Source organism: Conexibacter sp. W3-3-2 (assembly GCF_009707605.1).
GTDB lineage: Bacteria > Actinomycetota > Thermoleophilia > Solirubrobacterales > Solirubrobacteraceae > Paraconexibacter > Paraconexibacter algicola.
Map to the genome: position 1 here is coordinate 374,210 of NZ_WLYW01000001.1, position 19,575 is coordinate 393,784.

Here is a 19,575-nt window from a genome sequence, read left to right on the forward strand (position 1 = left end):
CGCTCCTGGTTGCAGGGGGACCTGCCGATGTATGGAACGCCCCGACCCACTGCTATGTTCGCCCGCCGCCACCGGCGCGTGGCGGCTCTCTCCATCTCATGAACGACGCCTCGACCTCGATCACCCTCCCGGCGCTGTACGCGGTCGTCCGCCGCAACGCCGCCATCATCCTCTTCACGATCGGGCTCGCCGTCGGGACCTCCGTGGCCCTCTCGGCCGCGACCGATCCGGTGTACGAGGCACGGTCGGCGGTGGCGTTCAACGACAACTCCGCCGACCTCCAGGCGCTCGGGATCCCGGCGTCCCCGGACTTCCAGCCCGACAAGGCCGCGGCCGCCCAGGCGGAGCGGATCACGCGCCCCGACGTCATCGCCGAGGTCCGGCGGACGCTGCGCGTGGACCTCAGCGTCCAGGAGATCCAGGACTCCGTCAGCACCCAGGTCGACCCGGCGAGCAACCTCGTCTCGATCATCGTCGAGGCACCGACCGCCGACCTCGCGGCCCGCCTGGCCAACGGCCTGGCCGCCGCGGTCCGCGACGACGCCACCGACCGGGTGAAGGCCCGGTACCGCGAGGGGGGCCGCGCCGCGCAGCGGCGCGCCAACCGCCTCAAGGGCGACCGCAACCTCGCACGCCGCGCCGTCTTCGAGGACCAGGCCGCCCGGCTGCTGGCGCTCGCGAGCTTCGCGACCCCGGTCGACGTCGTGCGCACCGCCGAGGTGCCGGAGGGGCCCTCCTCGCCCAAGCCCGTGCGCAACGGCGTGCTCGCCGCGCTGCTCGGGGCGATCCTCGGGGCCGGCCTGGTCTTCCTGCGGCAGACCTTCGACCGTCGCCTGCGCGAGGTCGACGAGGTCCGCGAGCAGATCGACCTGCCGATCGCCGGCTTCCTGACCACGCGCGCCCTCGGCCACGTCGCGTTCCCCGGCAGCGGGGACAAGAAGCCCAAGGAGCAGGACACCGAGGCGTTCCGGATCCTGCGCACGAACGTCGGGTTCCTCGACCCGGCCGGGCCGCCGAAGGTCGTCCTCGTGACGAGCCCGCTGCCCGAGGAGGGGAAGTCCACCACCGCGTCCGGCCTCGCGTGGGCCGAGGCGGTCGCCTCGCGGGCGACGCTGCTCGTCGACTGCGACCTGCGCCGCCCCACGGTCGCCAAGCGCCTGGGCCTGCCGGCCAGCCCCGGCCTCACCGAGTTCCTCGCGGGCGAGGCCGAGCCGGCGGACATCCTCCACACCGTGGACGCCGGGGACGGATCGAAGCTCGTCGTCATCACCGCGGGCGGCCACACGAGCAACCACGCCGAGATGCTCGTCTCCGAGCGCTTCCGCGAGTTCCTCGCCCAGGTCTCCGACGTCTACGATCGGATCGTGCTCGACAGCGCGCCGCTGCTGCCCGTGAGCGACACGATCGGCCTGCTCCCGCAGGTCGACGCGGTGCTGCTGTGCCTGCGCCTGGGGCAGACCACGCGCGACGACGCGACCGCGGCGCGCAACGCGCTGGACCGCTTCCCCGACGCGACCGTCGGCATGGTCCTCACCGCCGCGGACAAGAGCCAGCGTCCCTACTACGCGGGCTCGTACGCGTACACGAGCCTGCCGGCCTCCGAGCGGGCGTGATGCTGCCGACGGCGCACCGGGCGTCGCGGCCGCCGGGCGCCTTCGGCGTAGCGCTCACCGGAGCGCTGGTCCTGCTGGCGGGCCTCCTCGCCGCCGCGATGGTCAACGCGGCGCCGAGCAGCGCGATCCTGCCGCTGATCGCTGCGGCGGGCGTCGTCGCCCTGTACGTCGCGATCGCCCACCCGACGCTGATGGTCGCGGGCGCGGCCCTGGCCGTCCCGCTGGAGGCGTTCCGGCCCGGCGCGATCAGCCCCTCGGCCGCGGTCATCGGCCTCGCGGCGATCGGCGTGCTCATCCGCTGGGTCTGCACCACGCCGCTGCGGCTGCCGCGCCATCCGGCCCTGATCGCGTTCTTCGTCCTGGTCGTCGTCAACGCCGCCGGTCTCGTCTTCGCGGTCTCGCCGGTCGACGTCGGCCGCCAGCTCGTCGTGTGGATGACGCTGCTGGTCGTCGTCGGCGGCTTCGCGCTGACGGCCACGCGTCGCGACGTCCGCTTCGTGATGCTCGCGCTCGCGGTCTGCGGCGGTCTCGCCGGGGCGGTCGCGATCATCGATCCCAAGCCGCTGACCGGCTACGTCTTCGGCGGCGGGGACGTCACGCGCGCGACCGGCGGCTTCGGCTCGCCCAACGCGCTCGGCGCGCTGCTCGTCCTGACGATGCCGATCCAGGTCGTGCTCGCGCTGCGCGGCCATCCGATCGTGCGCGCGGTCGCCGCCGGCTGCTTCGTCGTCTCGCTCGTCGGCATGGGCCTGTCGGTCTCGCGTGGCGCGTTCGTCGGGCTCGGCGCGGCGCTGCTGGTGCTCGCGCTGTGGCCGCCCGTGCGGCGCATGGCGGCGGTGCTGCTCCCGGTCGTCCTCGTCGTCTCGCTCGTCGGCAGCAACCCGGCCTCCCCGATCGCCGGGAAGGTCGTCGAGCGGCTCACCGAGGTCCAGACCGCCGGCTCGAGCAACCCGCGGCTCGTCGTCTGGCGCAAGGCGCCGCAGATCCTCTCCGACCACCCGATCTTCGGCGTCGGGGCCCTGCACTTCGGCTACTACGCGAGCGTCTACGGCATCCGCTTCCCCGAGGGCGTGCCCGACCACGCGCACAACCTGATCCTCAACACGGCGATCGAGAACGGGCTGCTCGGCCTCGCCGCGTTCCTCGCGATGTTCGCGACGGCGCTCGCCGCGATGCGCCGCGTGATCCGGACCGCCTCCGGGGAGGGTGCCGCGCTCGCGTACGCTCTCGCCGCCGCCCTGACCGGCTTCTTCGTCAGCGGCCTCGTCGACGACGCCCTGGGCGTCACGCCGATCGGGGTCGCGTTCTTCCTCGCCCTCGGCTGCGTGATCGGCCTGTCGCTCGACGAGCAGCGCCGCGCGTCCGCCGCACGACCCACCGGAGAGACCACCCCAACATGACCCTGAAGTCGCTCGCGAAGCGGGTCACGCCCGCCTGGGCGTTCCGCACCCGTGACCGCTACCGCAACGCGCGTGCCACCCGGCGCTTCGCGGGGATGCCCACCGACCAGGTCTTCGAGACGATCTACCGCGAGGGGCTGTGGGGCGGGGAGGCCGGCGGCGAGCCGACCTCCGGCCGCGGCAGCCACGACGCCACCATCGTCGAGCCGTACGTCGCCGCGGTCACCGCGTTCCTGCAGGAGCTTCCCGCTCGGCCCGACGCCGTCGACCTGGGCTGCGGCGACTTCAACGTCGGCTCGCGCATCCGGCCCGCGTGCGGGCGCTACGTCGCCTGCGACGTGGCCGCGAGCGTGATCGAGCGCAACCGCGGCCACTACCCGGCCGAGCTCGACGTCGACTTCCGCGCCCTGGACATGCTCACCGAGCCACTGCCCGAGGGCGACGTCGCCTTCGTGCGGCAGGTCCTGCAGCACCTCTCCAACGCGCAGATCCAGCAGGTGCTGCCGAAGCTGCGCCGCTACCGGTGGGTGCTCATCACCGAGCACGTCTCCGACGACCCGCGGTTCGTCCCGAACCTCGACATCGTCGCCGGGCCCGGCATCCGCACCGAGCGCCGCTCCGGCGTGGTCCTCGCCGACCCGCCGTTCTCGTTCGTCGCCGACGAGGCCCGCGAGATCTGCCGCGTCGACCACGAGGAGGGCACGATCGTGACGACCGCCTACCGCTTCGACGGGACCGGCGCGTGAACGCCGCGCGCGAGGTCGCCCCCTACGCCGGGCCCGACGGCCGCACGGCCGAGGAGCTCCACGAGCTCGCCGACGGCCTGGGCATCGCGGTCTGGACCCCGGAGCCCGGCCCGCCCGCCGGACGCTGGAAGCGGATCGTCCGCGCGGCGCGCGAGTCCCCGCGCGGCAAGCTGCCGCCGCGCTACGCCACCGACACCTGGCACGTGCCGTTCCAGCCGCGGCTGGAGGCCGCCCTGCGCCCCGGCATGCGGATCCTCGACGTCGGCGCCGGCGCCCGGCCGATGGTCGCGCCCGCCGACCGTCCCGCGGGCGTCACCTACGTGGGCTTCGACGTCGACGGGGAGGAGCTGCGCAAGGCGCCCCCCGGCAGCTACGACGAGATGGTCGTCGGCGACCTGACGATCCGCGAGCCCGCGCTCGTCGGCCGCTTCGACCTCGTGCTCAGCTGGCTGACCATGGAGCACGTCAAGCCGGTGCCGGACGCGCTGCGCAACCTGCGCAGCTACCTCGCCGAGGACGGCCGCTTCCTCGGCTACCTCGCCGGCGGCCGTTCGATGCACGCGGTGCTCAACCGCATCGTCCCGCACCGCCTGGCCAAGCCGATCATGCAGCGGCTGTGGGGCCGCGTGCCCGACACCGTCTTCCGCGCGCACTACGACCACTGCTGGTACGACGCGCTGCGCGAGGTCACCGACGACGCGTGGAGCACCGCCGAGGTCATCCCGCTGTTCACCGGCGGCTGGTACCTGCAGTGGTCGCCGCTGCTGCGCGCGCCCTACCTCGCCTACGAGGAGTGGGCGGTCACCGGCGACCGGCGCAACCTCGCCCCCTACTACCTGATCGACGCGGTCACATGAACAACGCACCCTCCGTCTGGACCCAGCGCCGCACGGCCGTCGCCCGCAACGCCAAGAACGCGGTGAAGATCGCGATCGACCACCGCGGCCAGCGCGAGCGGCTGCTGCGCGAGTACTTCTTCACGCTGTCGCGCCGGTTCACGCCGATGCTCGCGGTCGACAGCGGGGACCTGCGGTTCCACGTCTCCACCGCCGAGGAGGAGGGACGGATCATCTTCGGCGAGCGCGGCCTCGACGAGCGCGCGATGGCCGACCTGGTCGCGGCGCTCGCCGAGCACACCGGGGTCGCCGAGCCGCTGCGCGACAAGGTGCTCCTCGACATCGGCGGCAACATCGGGACCACCAGCCTGTACGCGGTGCGCCGCTACGGCGCACGGGCCGCGATCGCCGTCGAACCCGCCCCGAGCAACCTGCGGCTGCTGCGGCTGAACCTGCACGAGAACGGCGCCACCGACGACGTGCGGATCCTCGAGCTCGCGCTCAGCGACCGCGACGGCACCGTGCAGCTCGAGCTCTCCCCGGAGAACTCCGGGGACCACCGGGTCCGCACCGGGGCGGCGAGCGCGGCGCCCGGGCTGATCGGCGAGGAGCGCCGGGACCTCCTGTCGGTGCGTGCCTGCCGGCTCGACACGCTCGCGCAGGAGGGGGAGATCGACGCCGACGCCCTCGGGCTGATCTGGATGGACGTGCAGGGGCACGAGGGCCACGTCCTCGCGGGGGCCGACGCCGTGCTGGCGCGAGGCATCCCGGTCGTGCTCGAGTACTGGCGCTACGGCCTGGACCGGGCGGAGGGCCTGGAGCTGCTGCACGACAGCATCCGCCGGCACTTCAGCCGCGTCGTCGACATGGGGCCGCCGTGGTCGGACGAGCCGCCGACGGTGATCGCGGCCGCGGACGTCGCGACGCTCGCGACCCGCTACGACCGCCCGGACGTGTTCGCCGACCTGCTGCTGCTCCCCTGAGCAGCGCCGTCCGTCCCGCGCCCGGTCGATGAGCACGCCCGCCGCGGGGAACGCGACCCGCCGCATCGCGGGGAACACCGCGCTGCAGGCGGCCGCCGACGGGCTCGGGAAGCTCGGCACGATCGTCCTCTACGCCGTCCTGGCCCGCGAGGCCGGGGTCGCGGCGTTCGGCGACTTCACGACCGCCGCGTCCCTGTCGGTGCTCGTGATGGTGGCCGCGTTCGGCATGGACTTCCGGGTCACCCGGCTCGTCGCCCAGGGCGACCCGGACGTCGGCCCGTCGATCTGGGGGGCGGTCCTCCTGAAGCTCGCCGGCGGCACGGCGATCCTGCTGGTCGTCTGCGGGATCGCCGCGCTCGGCCCGTACTCCGACCGCGTCGTCGCCACGACCGCCGTGCTCGGCCTCGCGATGATCGTCGAGCTCACGACGATGACGCCGCACGCGGTCTTCCGCGGCCACGAGGACCTGCGGCCCGTCGCGCTGGCCCTGCTGCTGTACCGGGGGCTCCTCTCGGTGCTCGGCGTCGCCGTCCTGCTGGCCGGGGGGTCGATCCTGCTCGTCGCGGTCGGCTGGCTGCTCGGCGCGCTCGCCGGCCTCGCGTACACGCTGCTGCGCGCGCGCCGCGCCGGGCTGCGGCACCCGTTCGTCGTGACGCGGGCCGGGCTGCGCGCGGTCGCGACCGACTCGCTCGGGCTCGGGCTCGCCGCGGTGCTCGGCGCCGCGCTCTCGCGGCTGGACATCGTGCTGCTCGGCGCGCTGAAGGACAGCGAGGCGGTCGCGCTCTACGGCGGCGCCTACCGGCTGATGGAGAGCACCTTCTTCATCACCAGCGCGCTGGCGCTGTCCGCGTTCCCGGCGCTGTCGCGACTCACCCGGACGTCGACGCCGAGCCTCGGCGAGGCGGTCGCGCTGACGACGAAGGCCGTGCTCGTGACGACCGTGCCGCTGGCCGTCGGGTTCGTCGCGTACGCGGAGCCGGTGCTCGTGGCGATCTACGGCGACGGGCTGCGCGACGCGACCGGGACGCTGCAGATCCTCGGCGTGCTCGTGATCACCACCGGGATCTACAGCCTGATGGCGTTCGTGCTGACGAGCCAGCAGGCGCAGCGGCCGATCGTGGTCGCGCTCGTCGTCACGACGGTCCTGAACGTCGCCGCGAACCTCGCGCTGATCCCCTCGATGGGCGCTGAGGGCGCGGCCTGGTCGTGGGCGGCGACGACGACCGTCCTGGCCGCCATGCTGCTCGTCGCGGTGCTGCGCGACGCGGGCCGCGTGCCGGTTCTGCGGACCGTCGAGGGACCGCTCCTGGGCGGCCTCGCGATGATCGCGGTGGCGGTCGCGACCGGCGCCCACGCCTGGGGCATCCCGCTCGCCGGCGCAGCCTTCGCGGTCGTGCTCGTGACCGTCGAGCGCCGGCGCCACCCCGACGACGCGGTGCGGCTGCGGCTGGCGCGTCCCCGCGGGGCATGACCGACCGCGGACGTCGGCCCGGCGGGGTAGTCTGCGGCCCGGTGAGCACCCCCGAGAAGCCCGACGAGGAGCAGCGGCCGGCGGCCGGCGTCACGGAGCGTCGCTACGGCCTGCTAGAGCTGATCCGCTCCGACTACGAGTTCTACTGCGACCTCCACGAGGAGCCGCGCGCCGTGCGGCGCCGCAAGGCCCCGGTGCGGTTCGTCATCAACACGTCGCTGCGCGCGGGCGTGCTGTTCCGCATCACCTGCGCGGCGCCGCGCTGGTCGCACTGGTTCTGGCGCTCGCTGCTGAACGCGCTGCACTCCAGCGAGGTCGTCTACGGCGCCCGGATCGGTCCCGGCCTGCACCTCCCGCACCCCTACGGGATCGGGATCGGCGGGCAGGTCCTGATCGGGGAGCGCGTGACGATCTGCCAGAACGTCACGCTCGGCTCCGACATGGGCGCCACCGGCCAGCCGGTCGTCGGCAACCACGCCGCGCTCCTGGCGGGCGCGGTGGCGGTCGGGCCGATCCGGATCGGCCACGGCGCGATCCTCGGGGCCAACGTCGTCCTCGAGGAGGACGTGCCCGACGGGGGGCTCGCCGCCCCCGCCCGCACCCGCGTCGTGAAGCGGCGCATCAACTGGAAGAACTACCCGGTCCAGGGCCGGAAATCCGAGGTCCACCCGTGAGCCAGAGCCACGCCCCCGCCGCGCACTACGACCGCGTCACCGCCGCCTGGCGCTACCTCCTCGGGGAGGAGCTCCACTACGGCGTCTTCGACGAGGGCGTCACCGACCTCGCCGTCGCGACCGGCGAGCTGACCCGCCGCATGATCGAGGGGGGGCCGCATCGAGCAGGGCGTGTCGATCCTCGACGTCGGCTGCGGCACCGGGGCGCCGGCCTGCCGCCTGGCGCAGGAGTTCGGCGCGCACGTGACCGGCATCACGACCAGCGAGGAGGGCATCCGGGCCGCGCAGGAGCGCGCGAAGGCGGCCGGGCTCGTGGCGCAGACCTCCTTCGAGCTGCGCGACGGCACCGACAACGGCCTGCCGGACGCGTCGTTCGACCGCGTCTGGATCCTCGAGTCCTCGCACCTCATGCGCCGCCGCGAGCGGCTCATCGGGGAGGCCGCGCGTGTCCTGAAGCCCGGCGGTCGGGTCGTCCTGTGCGACATCACCCGCCAGCGGCCGCTCGACCTCGCCGAGGTCCGCCGGCTGCGGGAGCCGCTGGCGCTGCTGCGCGAGGTGTTCGGCGACGCGCGCATGGAGGGCCTGGGGGACTACCGCGCCCTGATGGAGGGTGAGGGCCTGACCGTCGACCACGAGGTCGACCTGACCGCGGCGACCCGTCCCACGTTCGACGCCTGGCGCGCCAACGCCGACCGGTACCGCACCGAGGTCGTGGAGCTGATCGGGGAGCGGGCCTGGACCGCGTTCCGCGACTCGTGCGACGTCCTCGCCGGGTTCTGGGACGACGGCACGCTCGGCTACGGGCTGATCGCCGCGTCGCGCCCCTGAGCGCGCGCCCCGTGCCGTCGCTCGTCTCGATCCTGCCGTCGGACCTCGCACGGGCCCGCGGCGGCGCGGAGCGGTACGCGGTGGAGCTGCACGCCGCCCTGCGCGCCGAGCTGCCCGGCTGGGAGCACCGCGCCCTCGTCGCGGTCAGCGCCGGGGCGGCCGAGCACCTGCCGGACGGCTGGAGCGCCGTGCAGGGCCGGCTCGCCGGCCGCGTCTCCGCCGGGGACGCGATCGGCCCGCTCGACGTGGCGCGCGTGCTCGCGCGCCGCCCGACGGTCGTGCTCAGCCACCAGTGGCGTACGCGCTCGGCCACGACGCTGCGCGCCGCCTGCCGGCTGCTGCGCGGCACGACGCTCGTGTCGATGGACCACGGGGCGGGCACGCGGCTGGGCTACGTCCTGTCGTGGACGCCGCTGCCCGGCGCGGACGTCGGCGCGCACCAGAGCGTCTTCGAGCAGCGGATCTCCCCGATCGGCGCCCGTCGCCACTGCGTCGTGCGGGGCGGGATCGACGACGCGCGGTTCGCGCCCGCCGAGGACGTCGAGCCCGACATCGACTTCCTCATGGTCGGCCGCTTCGTCCCGTACAAGGGCCAGCTGCGGTTCCTCGAGCAGCTGCCCGCGGGAGCGCGCGCGGTGCTCGTCGGACCGTCGGACTCCGTGGACCCCGACTACCTCGCCGCGGTGGCCGCGGCGGCCCGGGAGGCCGGGGTGGAGGTCCGCTACGACGTCAGCGACGCCGAGCTCGTGGCGACCTACCGTCGCGCGCGGCACACCGTCCAGGTGCCGATCGACGTCCGCCGCTACGGCAGCGGGGCCGGCGCCGCGCCACCGGAGCTGCTCGGCCTGACGATGCTCGAGGCGATGGCGTGCGGATCGGTGCCGATCTGCCCGGCGGACGGCGCGTCGGCGGAGTTCGTGACCGACGGCGTCACGGGCCGCACCTACGACGCGCAGGACGACCGGGCGCTCGCGGCCGTGCTCGCGCGGGCGCTCGCGGACCGCGAGGGCACCGCGACGCTGCGGGCGGGCGCGATCGCCGAGTCGGCGCGCTGGACCTGGCGGGCCGCGGCCCGCGAGCTCATCGCCGCGGTCCCGGCGCTGGGCGGCCGCTGACCGCCGGGCGGCTCAGCGCCGCGTGACGCGCGGCGCGGGACAGCGCGCGAGCCGCAGCGTCGCGCGGTCCTGCTCGCGACCGAGCGCGTCCTTCGCGACGACCGTGATCGTCCCGCGCCGCCGCGGGATCGGCAGCGTCAGCCGGGCGGGGAGCGTCGCCGGTCCGCCGCCGTCGGGATCACCGGTCACCCGCGGCCGTCCGCCGGGGAGCGTGACCTCCAGGCGGCTGTACGGCTCGCTGGTCGTGCCGAGCCCGAAGCGCAGGACGAAGCGCCCGCGCGAGCAGCGCCGCGAGGCGACGGGGGCGAGCGGGGCGCGGCGCGCGGCGTCGGGTGTGACGAGCCGGGGGAGGTCGGGGCGGTTGCAGCGGACCGCCGGGGCGACCGGCGTCGTGGTCACCCGCCGGACGGCGTCGACGTACGCGCGACCGGACGGCTTGAGCTCCGCGGTGCGGCGGTCCGCGAGGCCGAACCAGCCGGCGGCGTCGGCGCTCAGGCTCTCCTGGGTGACCCACGCGAACGGGGTCACCTTCTGGACGCCGCAGTCGGAGGCGGCGAGCAGGTCCACGAGCTCGGGGAGCATCGCGGTGCGCCGCTCCTCGCTGACCGCGGCGATGTCGGTGAGCAGCACCGTCCCGCGGGTCGCCCAGCCGGTCTCGTGGATGTCGATCGGGGTGGAGCGCTCCCCGAGCCGGTCGAGGATCTCCCGCAGGCCGCGGACCTGCTCCAGCACCTGCTCGGGGTTCTGGCGGTAGATCGTCACGCCGACCGCGTCGACGTTCCCGGCGAGCGCGGGCCGGGCGGCGAACATGTCCTGCAGGAAGCCGGCCGCGTTGCCGGTGCCGCTGCGCGCCGAGTGCACGAGCCCGCCGATCGCGACGCGGGCGTGCGGGTCGACCTCCAGCAGCGCACGACGCACGGCGAGGTACAGGTCGGCGTAGTGCGTCGGGCGGATCGCCAGCACCGATCCGCTGAGGTTCGGCTCGTTCCAGACCTGGAACTGCGTCATCGGGACGTACGGCAGGTCCGGGTTGCGGCGCCAGAACGCGCCGTCGCGCCCGTACCGGCGGGCCACCGCGGTCGCGTAGCTGACGAACGGCCCGATGCGCGGGGCGCCACCGGTCGTCCCGGGGACCTCGCCGCCCCACGGGGTGGAGAAGCCCAGCAGGGCGTCCCAGCGCAGCCCGTTGCGCGCGAGGTGGCGGGCGATCGCGTCCGGGCGGGTCCAGTCGTAGGTGTGCTCCCCGGTCCGCGGGTTCGGGGCCTGCGGCTCGATCTGGTCCCAGTAGGGGATCGCGCGGACGCTCGCGAGGCCCGTGCGCCCGATCGCGTCGGCGTGGCGGGCGGTCGGCAGCTCGCCGAGGCCGTCGGGCCACAGGACCCCGTTGTTGATCCCGAACGCGTCGGGGCGCACCGGCGCCTCGCGGCCCGTGGCCGCCGACGGGGCGAGGAGCAGTGCCGCGCAGGAGGAAAGGAGGAGCGCGCGCGGCCGGCCCCGCTCGACGGTCATGCCGTCGATCCTAACGGCGGTGCATCGACCGCGGAAGGGGTGTCGCACCGCGCGGTCCCCGTCCGGTCCGGCGGTAGACTCCTGCCGGTGACCGCGAGTGCCGGAGAGGCCCGGAGCGCCCGCCCGGGGCCCGAGCCCGTGCCCGTCCTGTTCGTCTCCTCGCACGCCCAGCTCGGCGGCGGCGAGGGCTACCTCCGCTCGATCGTCGAGGGGCTCGGCCCGGCGTGGTGCGCGGGCATCGTCTCGCTGCACGACGGGCCGTTCGTGCAGCGGCTGCGGGACGGCGGCCACGAGGTCACGGTGCTCCCCGCGGAGGGCCGGACGAGCGTCCTGGGCGCGGCCCGACGGCTGCGCGGCGAGCTGCGGCGCACCCGGCCGGCGGTCGTGCACGCCAACGGCATCAAGGCGGCGCTCGTCGCGGTCCTCGCGCGCGGCGTCGGCGGCCCGCCGGTCGTGTGGCTGAAGTACGACTTCGGCTGGGACGGCGCGATGGCCGCGTTCGTGGCGCTGCGCTCGCGCATGGTCGTGGGCATCAGCGGGGCGGTCAACGAGACGTTCGGTCGCCTGACCCGGCGTCGCGCCCGCGTCGTGTACGCCGGCGTCCCGGAGTACCCGGACGCCGAGGCCCAGGGGCCACGCGCGCTCGCCGCGGTCATGGACCGGCCCGCGGACGGCCCGGTGATCGCGCTGTCCGGGCGGCTGTGCCCGGGCAAGGGCCAGACCGACATGGTCGCCGCGATGCCCACCGTGCTGGCCCGCCATCCCGATGCGACGCTGCTGCTGCTCGGCGTCGAGGACTCGTTCTACCCCGGCTACCGCGCCACGCTCGAGGAGCAGGCGCGCGGGCTCGGCGTCCATGACGCCGTCTGCTTCGCCCGGCTCGCCGGGCACATGCCCGCCGAGGCGGTGTCGGTCGTCAGCGCCTGCGACGTGCTCGTGCAGCCGAGCCGCCTGCAGGAGCGCGGCGGCTGGCGCGAGGGCTTCGGCCTCGCCGTCGTCGAGGCGATGCAGGTCGGGACGCCCGTCGTCGCCTACGCCAACGGCGCGCTGCCCGAGGTCGTCGGGGACGTCGGCGTCGTCGTGCCGGAGGGGGACCACGTCGCGCTCGGGACCGCGGTCGCCGACCTGCTGGACGATCCCGAGCGCGCCCGTGCGCTCGTCGCCGCGGCGCGCGTGCGCGAGCGCGAGCGCTACCGCCTGGACCGGGTCATCGCCCAGATGGCCGACTGCTACGTGGAGGCCGCCCGATGAGCACGCCCGACGTCTCGCTCGTGATCCCCGCCTGGGGCACGCACGTGACCTACCTGCCGCCGGCGATCGAGTCGCTGCTGGAGCAGGAGGGGCCGCGGACGGAGATCATCGTCGTCGACAACGCCTCCGACGTGCCGGTCCCGCCGCTGCCGCCGCAGGTCCGCGTGATCCGCACGCCGCAGCGGCTGCCGGTCGGCGGTGCGCGCAACGCCGGCCTCGACGCGGCGATCGCCCCGGCGATCATGTTCTGGGACGCCGACGACGTCATGCTCCCCGGCACGCTGCGGCGCCTGTGCGAGGTCCTCGACGGCGACCCGCGCGTCGTCGCCGTGACGATGGACAGCGTGCGCTGGACGCCCGAGACCGGGCCGGGCGAGCGCTGGCCGTGGCCGCGCAGCGTGATGTACGCGCTGTGCCGCCGACCGCGGCTGTTCGCGATCATCGCGCAGGTCTACTGCCCGTTCACCACGACGGGTCCGGCGCTGATGCGCACCGCGGAGGTCCGCGACGCGGGCGGCTTCGCGAGCGACATCGCGTTCTTCGAGGACTGGGCGCTCGCGTCGTCGCTGACCGTCCGCGGACGGATCGTGATGCTGCGGGAGATCGCCCGCTGGTACCGGATCCACGACGAGTCGCTGACGCTCGGCCACCTCGGCCATCCGGACGAGCATCTCTGGCTCGCCGGGCTGCGCCGCCGCGCGCGCACGGACCACCGCCGTCCGCGCTGGCTGAAGGCGATGCTCCCGCTCTTCCGCGTGCACCACGAGATGCGCATCCGCCGCGGCCGCAAGAGCACGGCGGGCGTCGGCTACTACGAGTCGGCGCTGGCGGACGTCGACGGCGCCGCGGGCGCGAAGGAGGCGGCGGGCAGCCCCTCGCCGTGAGCCCGGAGGCGCCCACCGGCGCAGCCGCTACCATCCCCGCCGCGAACGGCGACCCGCCACCGCGGACCGCCGTCCACCACCCCGAGATCCACAACCCAGGGACGTTCATGGCAGAGCCCACGCAGGTCATCGTCGAGCTCATCAAGGGCCTCATCGAGCGCCGCGGCGACGAGCCGCCGGAGATCACGCCGGAGTCGCGCATCGCCGCCGACCTCGACCTCGACTCGCTCGAGCTCGCCGAGCTCTCCGCCGGCCTCGAGGACGCGTTCGGCCGCGACCCGTACAGCGAGGGCATCGTCCCCGCGACGGTCGGCGAGCTCGTCGCCTACTTCGGCTAGCGGGCGGCGCGAGCGGCCCGTGCTCATCGACGTCCTGCGGACGGCCGCCGAGGCGGGGGCCGACACCGCGATCATCGGCCCGGACGGGAGCATCGGCTACGCCGAGCTCGTCGCCCGGGCCGAGCGCCTGGCCGCGGGCCTGGCCGCCCGCGGCGTCGAGCGGTTCGCGGTCGCCTGCCACGACCCGCTCGCCGTCGTCGCGCTGCTGGCCGCGTCCTCCCGGATCGGTGCGGAGGCGTGCGTGTACCCGCGCGCGCTGGACGACGCGGGGGTCGCGGAGTCCGCCCAGCGCCTCGGCCACGACCTCGTCGTCGTGGACGCGCCGCGCGACACCGGGGCCGCGACCGCGCTGGTCCCCGCCGAGCTCGAGCAGGACGGCGCGCTGCCGCCCCAGCCGCAGGACGCCCCGGTCCTGATCCTCACGACCGGCACCTCCGGCACGCCGAAGGGCGTGCGGCACGAGTGGCGGCGGCTGATCGCCGCGGTGCCGCGCGGGGCGGACGCGATCGGTCGCCGCTGGCTGCTGGCCTACAACCTCAACCAGTTCGCGGGCTTCCAGGTCCTGCTGCACGCGGTCGTCCACCGGGCGACGCTCGTGGTGCCGCGCAGCAGCCAGGCCCGCGACGCGCTCGACGCGCTCGTCGCCCACGAGGTCTCCCACGTCAGCGCGACGCCGACGTTCTGGCGCCTGCTCGCCGGGCAGGCGGAGGCCGCCGACGGCCCGCCGCCCGCGCTCGCGCAGATCACGCTCGGCGGCGAGGCGACCCCGGGTCCGCTGATCGAGCGGCTGCGCGCGGTGTTCCCGGACGCGCGGATCACGCACGTCTACGCGGGCACCGAGTTCGGGTCCGCGATCGCGATCACCGACGGGGAGCCCGGCCTGCCCGCCTCCGTGCTCGAGCGCGGGGAGGACGCCGACGTGCGCTTCCGTGTGGTCGACGGCGAGCTGCACGTGCGCTCCCGGCACGCCATGCGCGGCTACCACGGGGCAGCCGAGCACGAGGGCTGGATCGCCACCGGGGACCTCGTCGAGGAGCGCGACGGGCGCCTGCACTTCGTCGGGCGCACGGTCGAGATCATCAACGTCGGGGGCGCCAAGGTGCACCCCCTCCCGATCGAGGAGCTCGTCTCGACCGTGCCCGGGATCGCGGTCGCCGCCGTCTACGGCGCGCCGAACGCGATCACCGGCCAGATCGTCGCGATCGACGTCGTCCTCGAGCCGGGCGCCGACGAGGCCGTCGTCAAGAAGGCCGTGTACGCCGCCTGCTCGGTGCTTCCCGCGCCCGGCCGGCCGCGGCGCCTGCGCTTCGTCGACGCGCTCGAGACCCGCGGCGACAAGATCGTCCGCACCACAACCCAGGAGCAGCAATGAGCAGTCGCGTCGTCGTGATCACCGGCGGGAGCCGCGGGCTCGGGGCCGGCATCGTCCAGGCGTTCCTCGACGCCGGCGATGTCGTCGCCACCTGCAGCCGCTCCGCCACGCCGCGGACCGACGCCTGGGCGGCGGATCCCGCCACCGCGGAGCGGTTCCTGTTCGCGCCGGTCGACATCGTCGACGTCGCGGCCGCGCAGGCGTTCGTCGCGCAGGTGCTCGAGCGGTTCGGGCGCATCGACGTGCTCGTGAACAACGCGGGCATCGCGCGCGACGGCGTCATCGGCCTCGCCTCCGACGAGGACATCGACACGGTCCTCGACCTGAACCTCAAGGCGACGTTCACGATGACCCGCCTCGTCGCCCGGCGCATGCTCCTCGCGGGCAGCGGCCGGATCGTCAACATCTCCTCGATCGTCGGGCTGTCCGGCTATCGCGGCCTGTCGGTGTACTCGGCGACGAAGGCCGGCCTCGACGGCTTCTCCCGCTCGCTGGCCCGCGAGCTCGGTGCGCGCGGGATCACGGTCAACTCGGTCGCGCCCGGGTACCTCCGCACCGAGATGTCGCACGGCCTCGACGAGAGCCAGCTGCAGCAGATCGCCCGGCGGACCCCGGCCGGCCGGCTCGGCGAGCCGGAGGACATCGCCGGCGTCGTGCTGTTCCTCTGCTCGCCCGCCGCGAGCTTCATGACCGGGCAGACGCTCGTGGTCGACGGGGGGCTGACCGCCTGATGGAGCCCGCGCCCGACGACCGCCGCGCCTCCTGGCCGAAGGGCGTGCGCGCGCTCTACTGGTCCGACTACGTCGCGCACTGCAGCCACAAGGCGCCCGAGTCCCGCGAGCGCCGCCGGCTGCTCGCGCTGCCCCGCCTGCTGGTCAACCCGTCGCTGCAGGCGGTCCTCGTGCTGCGGATCGCCAACGCGAGCCCGCGCTGGACGTGGTGGATCTGGCGGAACTTCTTCGTCCGGCTGCACTCGATGGACTGGAGCGGCAAGCTCGAGATCGGGCCCGGGTTCGAGATCCCGCACCCGATCGGCGTGCTGCTCGCCGCCGACGCGCAGATCGGCGCCAACGTCGGGCTCGGCCACAACGTGACGCTCGCGGGCGAACGCGGTCCCGGTCGGCCGATCATCGAGGACAACGTCACCGTGTACCCGGGCTCCGTGCTGATGGGCGGCGTGCGCATCGGCGAGGGCTCGATCGTCGGCGCCAACTGCGTCGTCACCCGGGACGTGCCGCCCGGACGGATGGTCACGCCGCGCGGCGTCGTCCCGCTCGCCGCCTCCAACCGGCACGGAGAGCCCGGGACGTGAGCGGCCGGCGGGCCCGGCGCCGGCTGGCGGCCGTCGCGGGCGCCGCCGCCCTCGCCGCGCTCGCCGGTTGCGGCGGCGGGGAGCAGCCCGTCCGCACGCTCGACCCGCCCGCCCACCGGGGCGTCGCGGTCGACATCGTCTTCGGCACGCCCGCCTCGGCGGAGCTCGCGGAGGTCGACGCCGCCGCCGAGCTCGGCGCCGACGCGATCCGCGTGGCCGTCCAGTGGGCGGGCATGGAGCCGCTGCGCGCCGGCGAGCTCGCCGACTGGTACGTGCAGCGGCTCGACGGGCTCGTGGCGCGCGCGCGGCGCGCGGGGCTGCAGGTCCTGCTGACCCCGGTGTTCACGCCGTGCTGGGCGGTCGACGCCGCCGGCGGTGCGCCGTGCGCCTCCCCGGCAGCCGCGCAGCAGGTGCAGACCACGCACCCGCGCGATCCCGCCGACTACGCGCGCTTCGCCGGCCGGCTCGCCCGCCGCTACGGCGACGCGCTGGCCGGACTGGAGGTCTGGAACGAGCCGAACCTCCCGGGCTTCTGGGCCCCGCAGGACGCGGCGCGCGACTACGTCCGCCTGGTCCGCGCCACGCGGCAGGAGCTGCTGCGCGTCGCGCCCCGGCTGCCGCTCGTCGCGGGCGCGCTGGCGGGCGGCGACGCCCCGTTCCTGGAGCAGCTCTACGGCGAGGGCCTCGCCGACGAGATCGACGTCCTGTCCGTGCACGCGTACAACGACGGCCGCCCGCCCGAGCGGGGCCTGCCCGCCCGCTTCGCGCGCGCCGCGTTCCGGCAGGGCCTGCTCGCGGTCAAGGGGGTGGTGGACCGGCGGGACGCCGGGCGCACCGTCTGGGTGACCGAGATCGGCTGGAACACGAGCACGCAGCGCGGTGAGCCGTTCAACGACGGGGTCGGCGAGGCCGAGCAGGCCGCCTACCTCGGCCGGGCCCTCGCGCGCCTGCAGGCCCCGGGGACGGCGCTGGGGTTCCCGGAGTCGGTGTTCGTGTACCGGCTGCGCGATCCACGCCAGGCGCCCGCGGATCCGCAGCAGAACTACGGGCTGATCGCCGCCGACGGCCGCCGCAAGCCCGCGTTCGCCGCGGTGCGCAGGGCGTTCGCCGCCCGGCGCGGCTAGGGTCCGGGGCGATGGCCCAGCCGATCACCCGTCAGGTCCTCCGGGACGTCATGGCCGTCGTCGACCTGCCCGACCCGGTCGTCGAGTTCGGCTCCCTGCAGGTCGAGGCCGCGCAGGACATCGACCTGCGCCGTTTCTTCGCCGGACGGCCGTTCACCGGGACCGACTTCCGCGAGGGGCCGGGCGTCGACCGCGTCGAGGACCTGCGGGCGCTGACGTTCGGCGACGGCGAGGTCGGCACCGCGATCTGCCTCGACACGCTCGAGCACTGCGCCGATCCGCCGCAGGCGTGCCGCGAGCTGGCCCGGGTGACGCGCCGCGACGGTGGCGTCTGCCTGATCAGCTCGGTGATGCTGTTCGGCATCCACGGCTACCCCAACGACTACTTCCGCTTCACCCCCGAGGGCTTCCGCGAGCTGCTGAGCGGCTTCGACGACGTCCGCGTGGTCGGGATCGGCGACCCGGACATCCCGCGCGAGGTGTTCGGGATCGGCGTGCACGGCCGCTCGCTCGGGGACCTCGACCTCGCCAGGCTGCCGAGCGTCGTCGCGCTGCAGCGCGTCTGGGACGACCCGGCGACCGGCGTCAAGGTCGGACCGCTGCGCGTCCCGCCGGGGCAGCTCGCCCGCTCGCTCGTGCGCGAGCTCCCGGGCGTCCTGCGCGCCCGCCGCGCCGCGCGCCGCAGCGCCTGACCGGGACGGTCGCGCGCGCTCAGGACGCGGGCGCCTCGCCGGTGCGACGGGCGGCCAGCACGTGCTGGAAGGTCAGGAACGTGCGCCCCGGCCCGCGGGCCAGCAGCCGCACGAGACGCCCGTCGGACGGGCCGGTCGGCCGCGGGCGCAGCACGCGACGCACCTCCACGACCTCGAGGCCGGCGGCGGCGCACAGGCCGTACGCGTCGGCGAGCGTGAACCAGCGCAGGTGCGTCCGGTCGAAGATCCCCATGCTGCGCCGCGGGAACGTGCCGCGCACGCCGAGCTGCCAGAACGTCTCCCAGTGGCGGACGTTCGGCAGGCTGACGACGACGGTGCCCCCGGGCGCCAGGGCGCGCACCAGCCGCGCGAGCACCGCCTCCGGATCGCGCAGGTGCTCCAGGACGTCGGCGCAGACGATCACGTCGAACGGCTCCTCCGGCAGCGGCACGTCGGCGTCGAGGTCGACGGCGTGGACCGCGTCGAGGCGCTCGCGCGCGATCGCCACGTAGGCGGGATCGCGCTCCAGCCCGACGACCGTCCCGGCCCCGTCGGCCTTCAGCGCGGCGCCCAGCGCCCCCGAGCTGCAGCCGACGTCCAGGACGCGCCGCGGGCGCGGCGGGACGAGCGCGCGGACCTCCGGGCGGTCGTTCTCGTAGGCGGCGGCGAGGACGTCGAAGCCGCCACCGGGCCCCGGGACCATCAGCCGTTCTTGCGGGCGTGGAAGACGGCGTGGCGGACGGCCCAGCCGTCGGTCGCCTTCATCGAGAACTTCGCGACCCGCTCGACGTGGTCGAACCCGGCGCCCCAGATCATCGAGCGCCACGCCCGCTGGTTGGGCATCCAGTACACGACCGCGGCGTCGCGGTCGGCGCGGTAGCGGGACACGGGCCAGGGGAGGAGGTCCAGTCGCGGGTCGTACTCCTCGGCGCTGACGAACATGCCGCCGGGCTTCGTCAGGGCGGCGATGCGCTCGAGCGCGAGCACCTGGTCGCGCAGGTGGATGAGCACGGAGCCGCAGAAGACGAGGTCGAACTGCCCGAGGTCCTCGGGCAGCGCGTGGTAGACCGAGCAGACGACGCGCTCGACCTTGCTGCCGAGCAGCTCCTTGGCGACCGCGAAGCCCTGCCCGCGCTGCACGTCGGCGAAGGTCTCGGGCCGGCGGCGGGCGGGCCAGTCGAGGTCCTCCTCGCGGTCGAGGTCCAGGGCCACGACCTCGGCGCCGCGGCGCTCGAGCTCGAAGGCCCAGAACCCGTCCCAGGTCCCGACCTCCAGGACGCGCTTGCCGTCCAGGCGCTCGGGGAGCCGGTAGTGCGGGACCTGATCACGCAGATCGAAGATGCCGGGGGTCACCAGACCCTCCGGCAGCTCGAGCGTGTGGTACCAGCTCATGGACTTGGCGCGCTCCAGGGTGCTCACAGGACCGG

At 75.1% G+C, this 19,575-nt stretch carries 20 protein-coding genes; 17 read left to right on the forward strand and 3 right to left on the reverse strand.

Annotated features, from left to right (window positions below; all coding sequences use genetic code 11):
- The first annotated feature begins 98 nt into the window (after positions 1–98).
- The 9 genes from GKE82_RS01840 to GKE82_RS27735 all read left to right on the forward strand — a co-directional run bounded on the left by GKE82_RS01840 (position 99) and on the right by GKE82_RS27735 (position 9,666).
- The gene (locus tag GKE82_RS01840; protein ID WP_107570938.1) at positions 99–1,613 is read left to right on the forward strand and encodes a polysaccharide biosynthesis tyrosine autokinase; all 1,515 of its coding nucleotides are present in this window, start codon (positions 99–101) and stop codon (positions 1,611–1,613) included.
- Entirely contained in the window at positions 1,613–3,013 is a 1,401-nt protein-coding gene (locus tag GKE82_RS01845; protein WP_154732156.1) for an O-antigen ligase, read from the forward strand. The genes GKE82_RS01840 and GKE82_RS01845 overlap by 1 nt, the downstream gene beginning before the upstream one ends.
- Positions 3,010–3,759 carry a class I SAM-dependent methyltransferase gene (locus tag GKE82_RS01850; protein ID WP_196189021.1) on the forward strand — a complete coding sequence of 250 codons (750 nt, stop codon included), beginning with the start codon at positions 3,010–3,012 and terminating at the stop codon, positions 3,757–3,759. Before GKE82_RS01845 ends, GKE82_RS01850 begins: the two co-directional genes overlap by 4 nt.
- Entirely contained in the window at positions 3,756–4,616 is an 861-nt protein-coding gene (locus tag GKE82_RS01855; RefSeq protein ID WP_107570940.1) for a class I SAM-dependent methyltransferase, read from the forward strand. Before GKE82_RS01850 ends, GKE82_RS01855 begins: the two co-directional genes overlap by 4 nt.
- Positions 4,613–5,578, forward strand: a complete 966-nt coding sequence (locus GKE82_RS01860; RefSeq protein WP_107570941.1) for an FkbM family methyltransferase — start codon at positions 4,613–4,615, stop codon at positions 5,576–5,578. Before GKE82_RS01855 ends, GKE82_RS01860 begins: the two co-directional genes overlap by 4 nt.
- A 28-nt stretch (positions 5,579–5,606) precedes the next feature.
- The gene (locus GKE82_RS01865; RefSeq protein ID WP_154732157.1) at positions 5,607–7,049 is read left to right on the forward strand and encodes a flippase; all 1,443 of its coding nucleotides are present in this window, start codon (positions 5,607–5,609) and stop codon (positions 7,047–7,049) included.
- A 41-nt stretch (positions 7,050–7,090) separates the two neighbouring features.
- Positions 7,091–7,723: a hypothetical protein gene (locus GKE82_RS30510; protein WP_196189022.1), complete on the forward strand. Its 633-nt coding sequence runs from the start codon at positions 7,091–7,093 to the stop codon at positions 7,721–7,723.
- Positions 7,724–7,882: 159 nt separating this feature from the next.
- Positions 7,883–8,551: a class I SAM-dependent methyltransferase gene (locus GKE82_RS01875; RefSeq protein ID WP_309233787.1), complete on the forward strand. Its 669-nt coding sequence runs from the start codon at positions 7,883–7,885 to the stop codon at positions 8,549–8,551.
- Positions 8,552–8,562: 11 nt separating this feature from the next.
- Positions 8,563–9,666, forward strand: coding sequence for a glycosyltransferase family 4 protein (locus GKE82_RS27735; RefSeq protein WP_107570944.1), 1,104 nt, complete (start codon positions 8,563–8,565; stop codon positions 9,664–9,666).
- A gap of 12 nt (positions 9,667–9,678) precedes the next feature.
- Here GKE82_RS27735 and GKE82_RS01885 read toward each other — a convergent pair whose 3' ends face one another.
- The gene (locus tag GKE82_RS01885; protein WP_154732160.1) at positions 9,679–11,175 is read right to left on the reverse strand and encodes a hypothetical protein; all 1,497 of its coding nucleotides are present in this window, start codon (positions 11,173–11,175) and stop codon (positions 9,679–9,681) included.
- Between the two features lie 87 nt (positions 11,176–11,262).
- Here GKE82_RS01885 and GKE82_RS30515 point away from each other — a divergent pair, with 87 nt between their 5' ends.
- The 8 genes from GKE82_RS30515 to GKE82_RS01925 all read left to right on the forward strand — a co-directional run bounded on the left by GKE82_RS30515 (position 11,263) and on the right by GKE82_RS01925 (position 18,148).
- Positions 11,263–12,426 (forward strand): glycosyltransferase family 4 protein, encoded by a 1,164-nt coding sequence (locus tag GKE82_RS30515; RefSeq protein ID WP_107570946.1) that lies wholly within the window; start codon positions 11,263–11,265, stop codon positions 12,424–12,426.
- Positions 12,423–13,310, forward strand: a complete 888-nt coding sequence (locus tag GKE82_RS01895; protein WP_154732161.1) for a glycosyltransferase family 2 protein — start codon at positions 12,423–12,425, stop codon at positions 13,308–13,310. The genes GKE82_RS30515 and GKE82_RS01895 overlap by 4 nt, the downstream gene beginning before the upstream one ends.
- A gap of 107 nt (positions 13,311–13,417) precedes the next feature.
- On the forward strand, positions 13,418–13,648 hold the full coding sequence (locus GKE82_RS01900) for a phosphopantetheine-binding protein (protein WP_107570948.1): 231 nt from the start codon (positions 13,418–13,420) through the stop codon (positions 13,646–13,648).
- A 19-nt stretch (positions 13,649–13,667) separates the two neighbouring features.
- Positions 13,668–15,020 carry a class I adenylate-forming enzyme family protein gene (locus GKE82_RS01905; RefSeq protein ID WP_309233335.1) on the forward strand — a complete coding sequence of 451 codons (1,353 nt, stop codon included), beginning with the start codon at positions 13,668–13,670 and terminating at the stop codon, positions 15,018–15,020.
- A complete protein-coding gene (gene fabG, locus GKE82_RS01910; RefSeq protein ID WP_107570950.1) occupies positions 15,017–15,751 on the forward strand; it encodes a 3-oxoacyl-ACP reductase FabG in 735 nt (244 codons plus the stop codon). The genes GKE82_RS01905 and fabG overlap by 4 nt, the downstream gene beginning before the upstream one ends.
- Positions 15,751–16,332, forward strand: a complete 582-nt coding sequence (locus tag GKE82_RS01915) for a serine O-acetyltransferase (RefSeq protein WP_107570951.1) — start codon at positions 15,751–15,753, stop codon at positions 16,330–16,332. The genes fabG and GKE82_RS01915 overlap by 1 nt, the downstream gene beginning before the upstream one ends.
- A complete protein-coding gene (locus GKE82_RS01920) occupies positions 16,329–17,456 on the forward strand; it encodes a cellulase family glycosylhydrolase (protein WP_196189023.1) in 1,128 nt (375 codons plus the stop codon). The genes GKE82_RS01915 and GKE82_RS01920 overlap by 4 nt, the downstream gene beginning before the upstream one ends.
- A gap of 11 nt (positions 17,457–17,467) precedes the next feature.
- Positions 17,468–18,148 (forward strand): methyltransferase domain-containing protein, encoded by a 681-nt coding sequence (locus tag GKE82_RS01925; protein ID WP_154732163.1) that lies wholly within the window; start codon positions 17,468–17,470, stop codon positions 18,146–18,148.
- A gap of 19 nt (positions 18,149–18,167) precedes the next feature.
- Here GKE82_RS01925 and GKE82_RS01930 read toward each other — a convergent pair whose 3' ends face one another.
- Together GKE82_RS01930 and GKE82_RS01935 are read right to left on the reverse strand one after the other, a co-directional pair.
- Positions 18,168–18,851, reverse strand: coding sequence for a bifunctional 2-polyprenyl-6-hydroxyphenol methylase/3-demethylubiquinol 3-O-methyltransferase UbiG (locus tag GKE82_RS01930; RefSeq protein WP_154732164.1), 684 nt, complete (start codon positions 18,849–18,851; stop codon positions 18,168–18,170).
- Positions 18,851–19,567 carry a bifunctional 2-polyprenyl-6-hydroxyphenol methylase/3-demethylubiquinol 3-O-methyltransferase UbiG gene (locus tag GKE82_RS01935; protein ID WP_107570955.1) on the reverse strand — a complete coding sequence of 239 codons (717 nt, stop codon included), beginning with the start codon at positions 19,565–19,567 and terminating at the stop codon, positions 18,851–18,853. Before GKE82_RS01935 ends, GKE82_RS01930 begins: the two co-directional genes overlap by 1 nt.
- Positions 19,568–19,575 lie beyond the last annotated feature (8 nt).

What these genes read in the sequence shown, in the direction of transcription:
- GKE82_RS01925 (WP_154732163.1), top strand. Translation starts at nt 17,468, where the DNA reads ATGGCCCAGCCGATCACCCGTCAGGTCCTCCGGGACGTCATGGCCGTC.
- GKE82_RS01865 (WP_154732157.1), top strand. Translation starts at nt 5,607, where the DNA reads ATGAGCACGCCCGCCGCGGGGAACGCGACCCGCCGCATCGCGGGGAAC.
- GKE82_RS01850 (WP_196189021.1), top strand. Translation starts at nt 3,010, where the DNA reads ATGACCCTGAAGTCGCTCGCGAAGCGGGTCACGCCCGCCTGGGCGTTC.
- GKE82_RS01895 (WP_154732161.1), top strand. Translation starts at nt 12,423, where the DNA reads ATGAGCACGCCCGACGTCTCGCTCGTGATCCCCGCCTGGGGCACGCAC.
- GKE82_RS01845 (WP_154732156.1), top strand. Translation starts at nt 1,613, where the DNA reads ATGCTGCCGACGGCGCACCGGGCGTCGCGGCCGCCGGGCGCCTTCGGC.
- GKE82_RS01840 (WP_107570938.1), top strand. Translation starts at nt 99, where the DNA reads ATGAACGACGCCTCGACCTCGATCACCCTCCCGGCGCTGTACGCGGTC.
- GKE82_RS01900 (WP_107570948.1), top strand. Translation starts at nt 13,418, where the DNA reads ATGGCAGAGCCCACGCAGGTCATCGTCGAGCTCATCAAGGGCCTCATC.
- GKE82_RS01930 (WP_154732164.1), bottom strand. Translation starts at nt 18,851, where the DNA reads ATGGTCCCGGGGCCCGGTGGCGGCTTCGACGTCCTCGCCGCCGCCTAC.
- GKE82_RS01885 (WP_154732160.1), bottom strand. Translation starts at nt 11,175, where the DNA reads ATGACCGTCGAGCGGGGCCGGCCGCGCGCGCTCCTCCTTTCCTCCTGC.
- GKE82_RS01860 (WP_107570941.1), top strand. Translation starts at nt 4,613, where the DNA reads ATGAACAACGCACCCTCCGTCTGGACCCAGCGCCGCACGGCCGTCGCC.
- fabG (WP_107570950.1), top strand. Translation starts at nt 15,017, where the DNA reads ATGAGCAGTCGCGTCGTCGTGATCACCGGCGGGAGCCGCGGGCTCGGG.
- GKE82_RS01915 (WP_107570951.1), top strand. Translation starts at nt 15,751, where the DNA reads ATGGAGCCCGCGCCCGACGACCGCCGCGCCTCCTGGCCGAAGGGCGTG.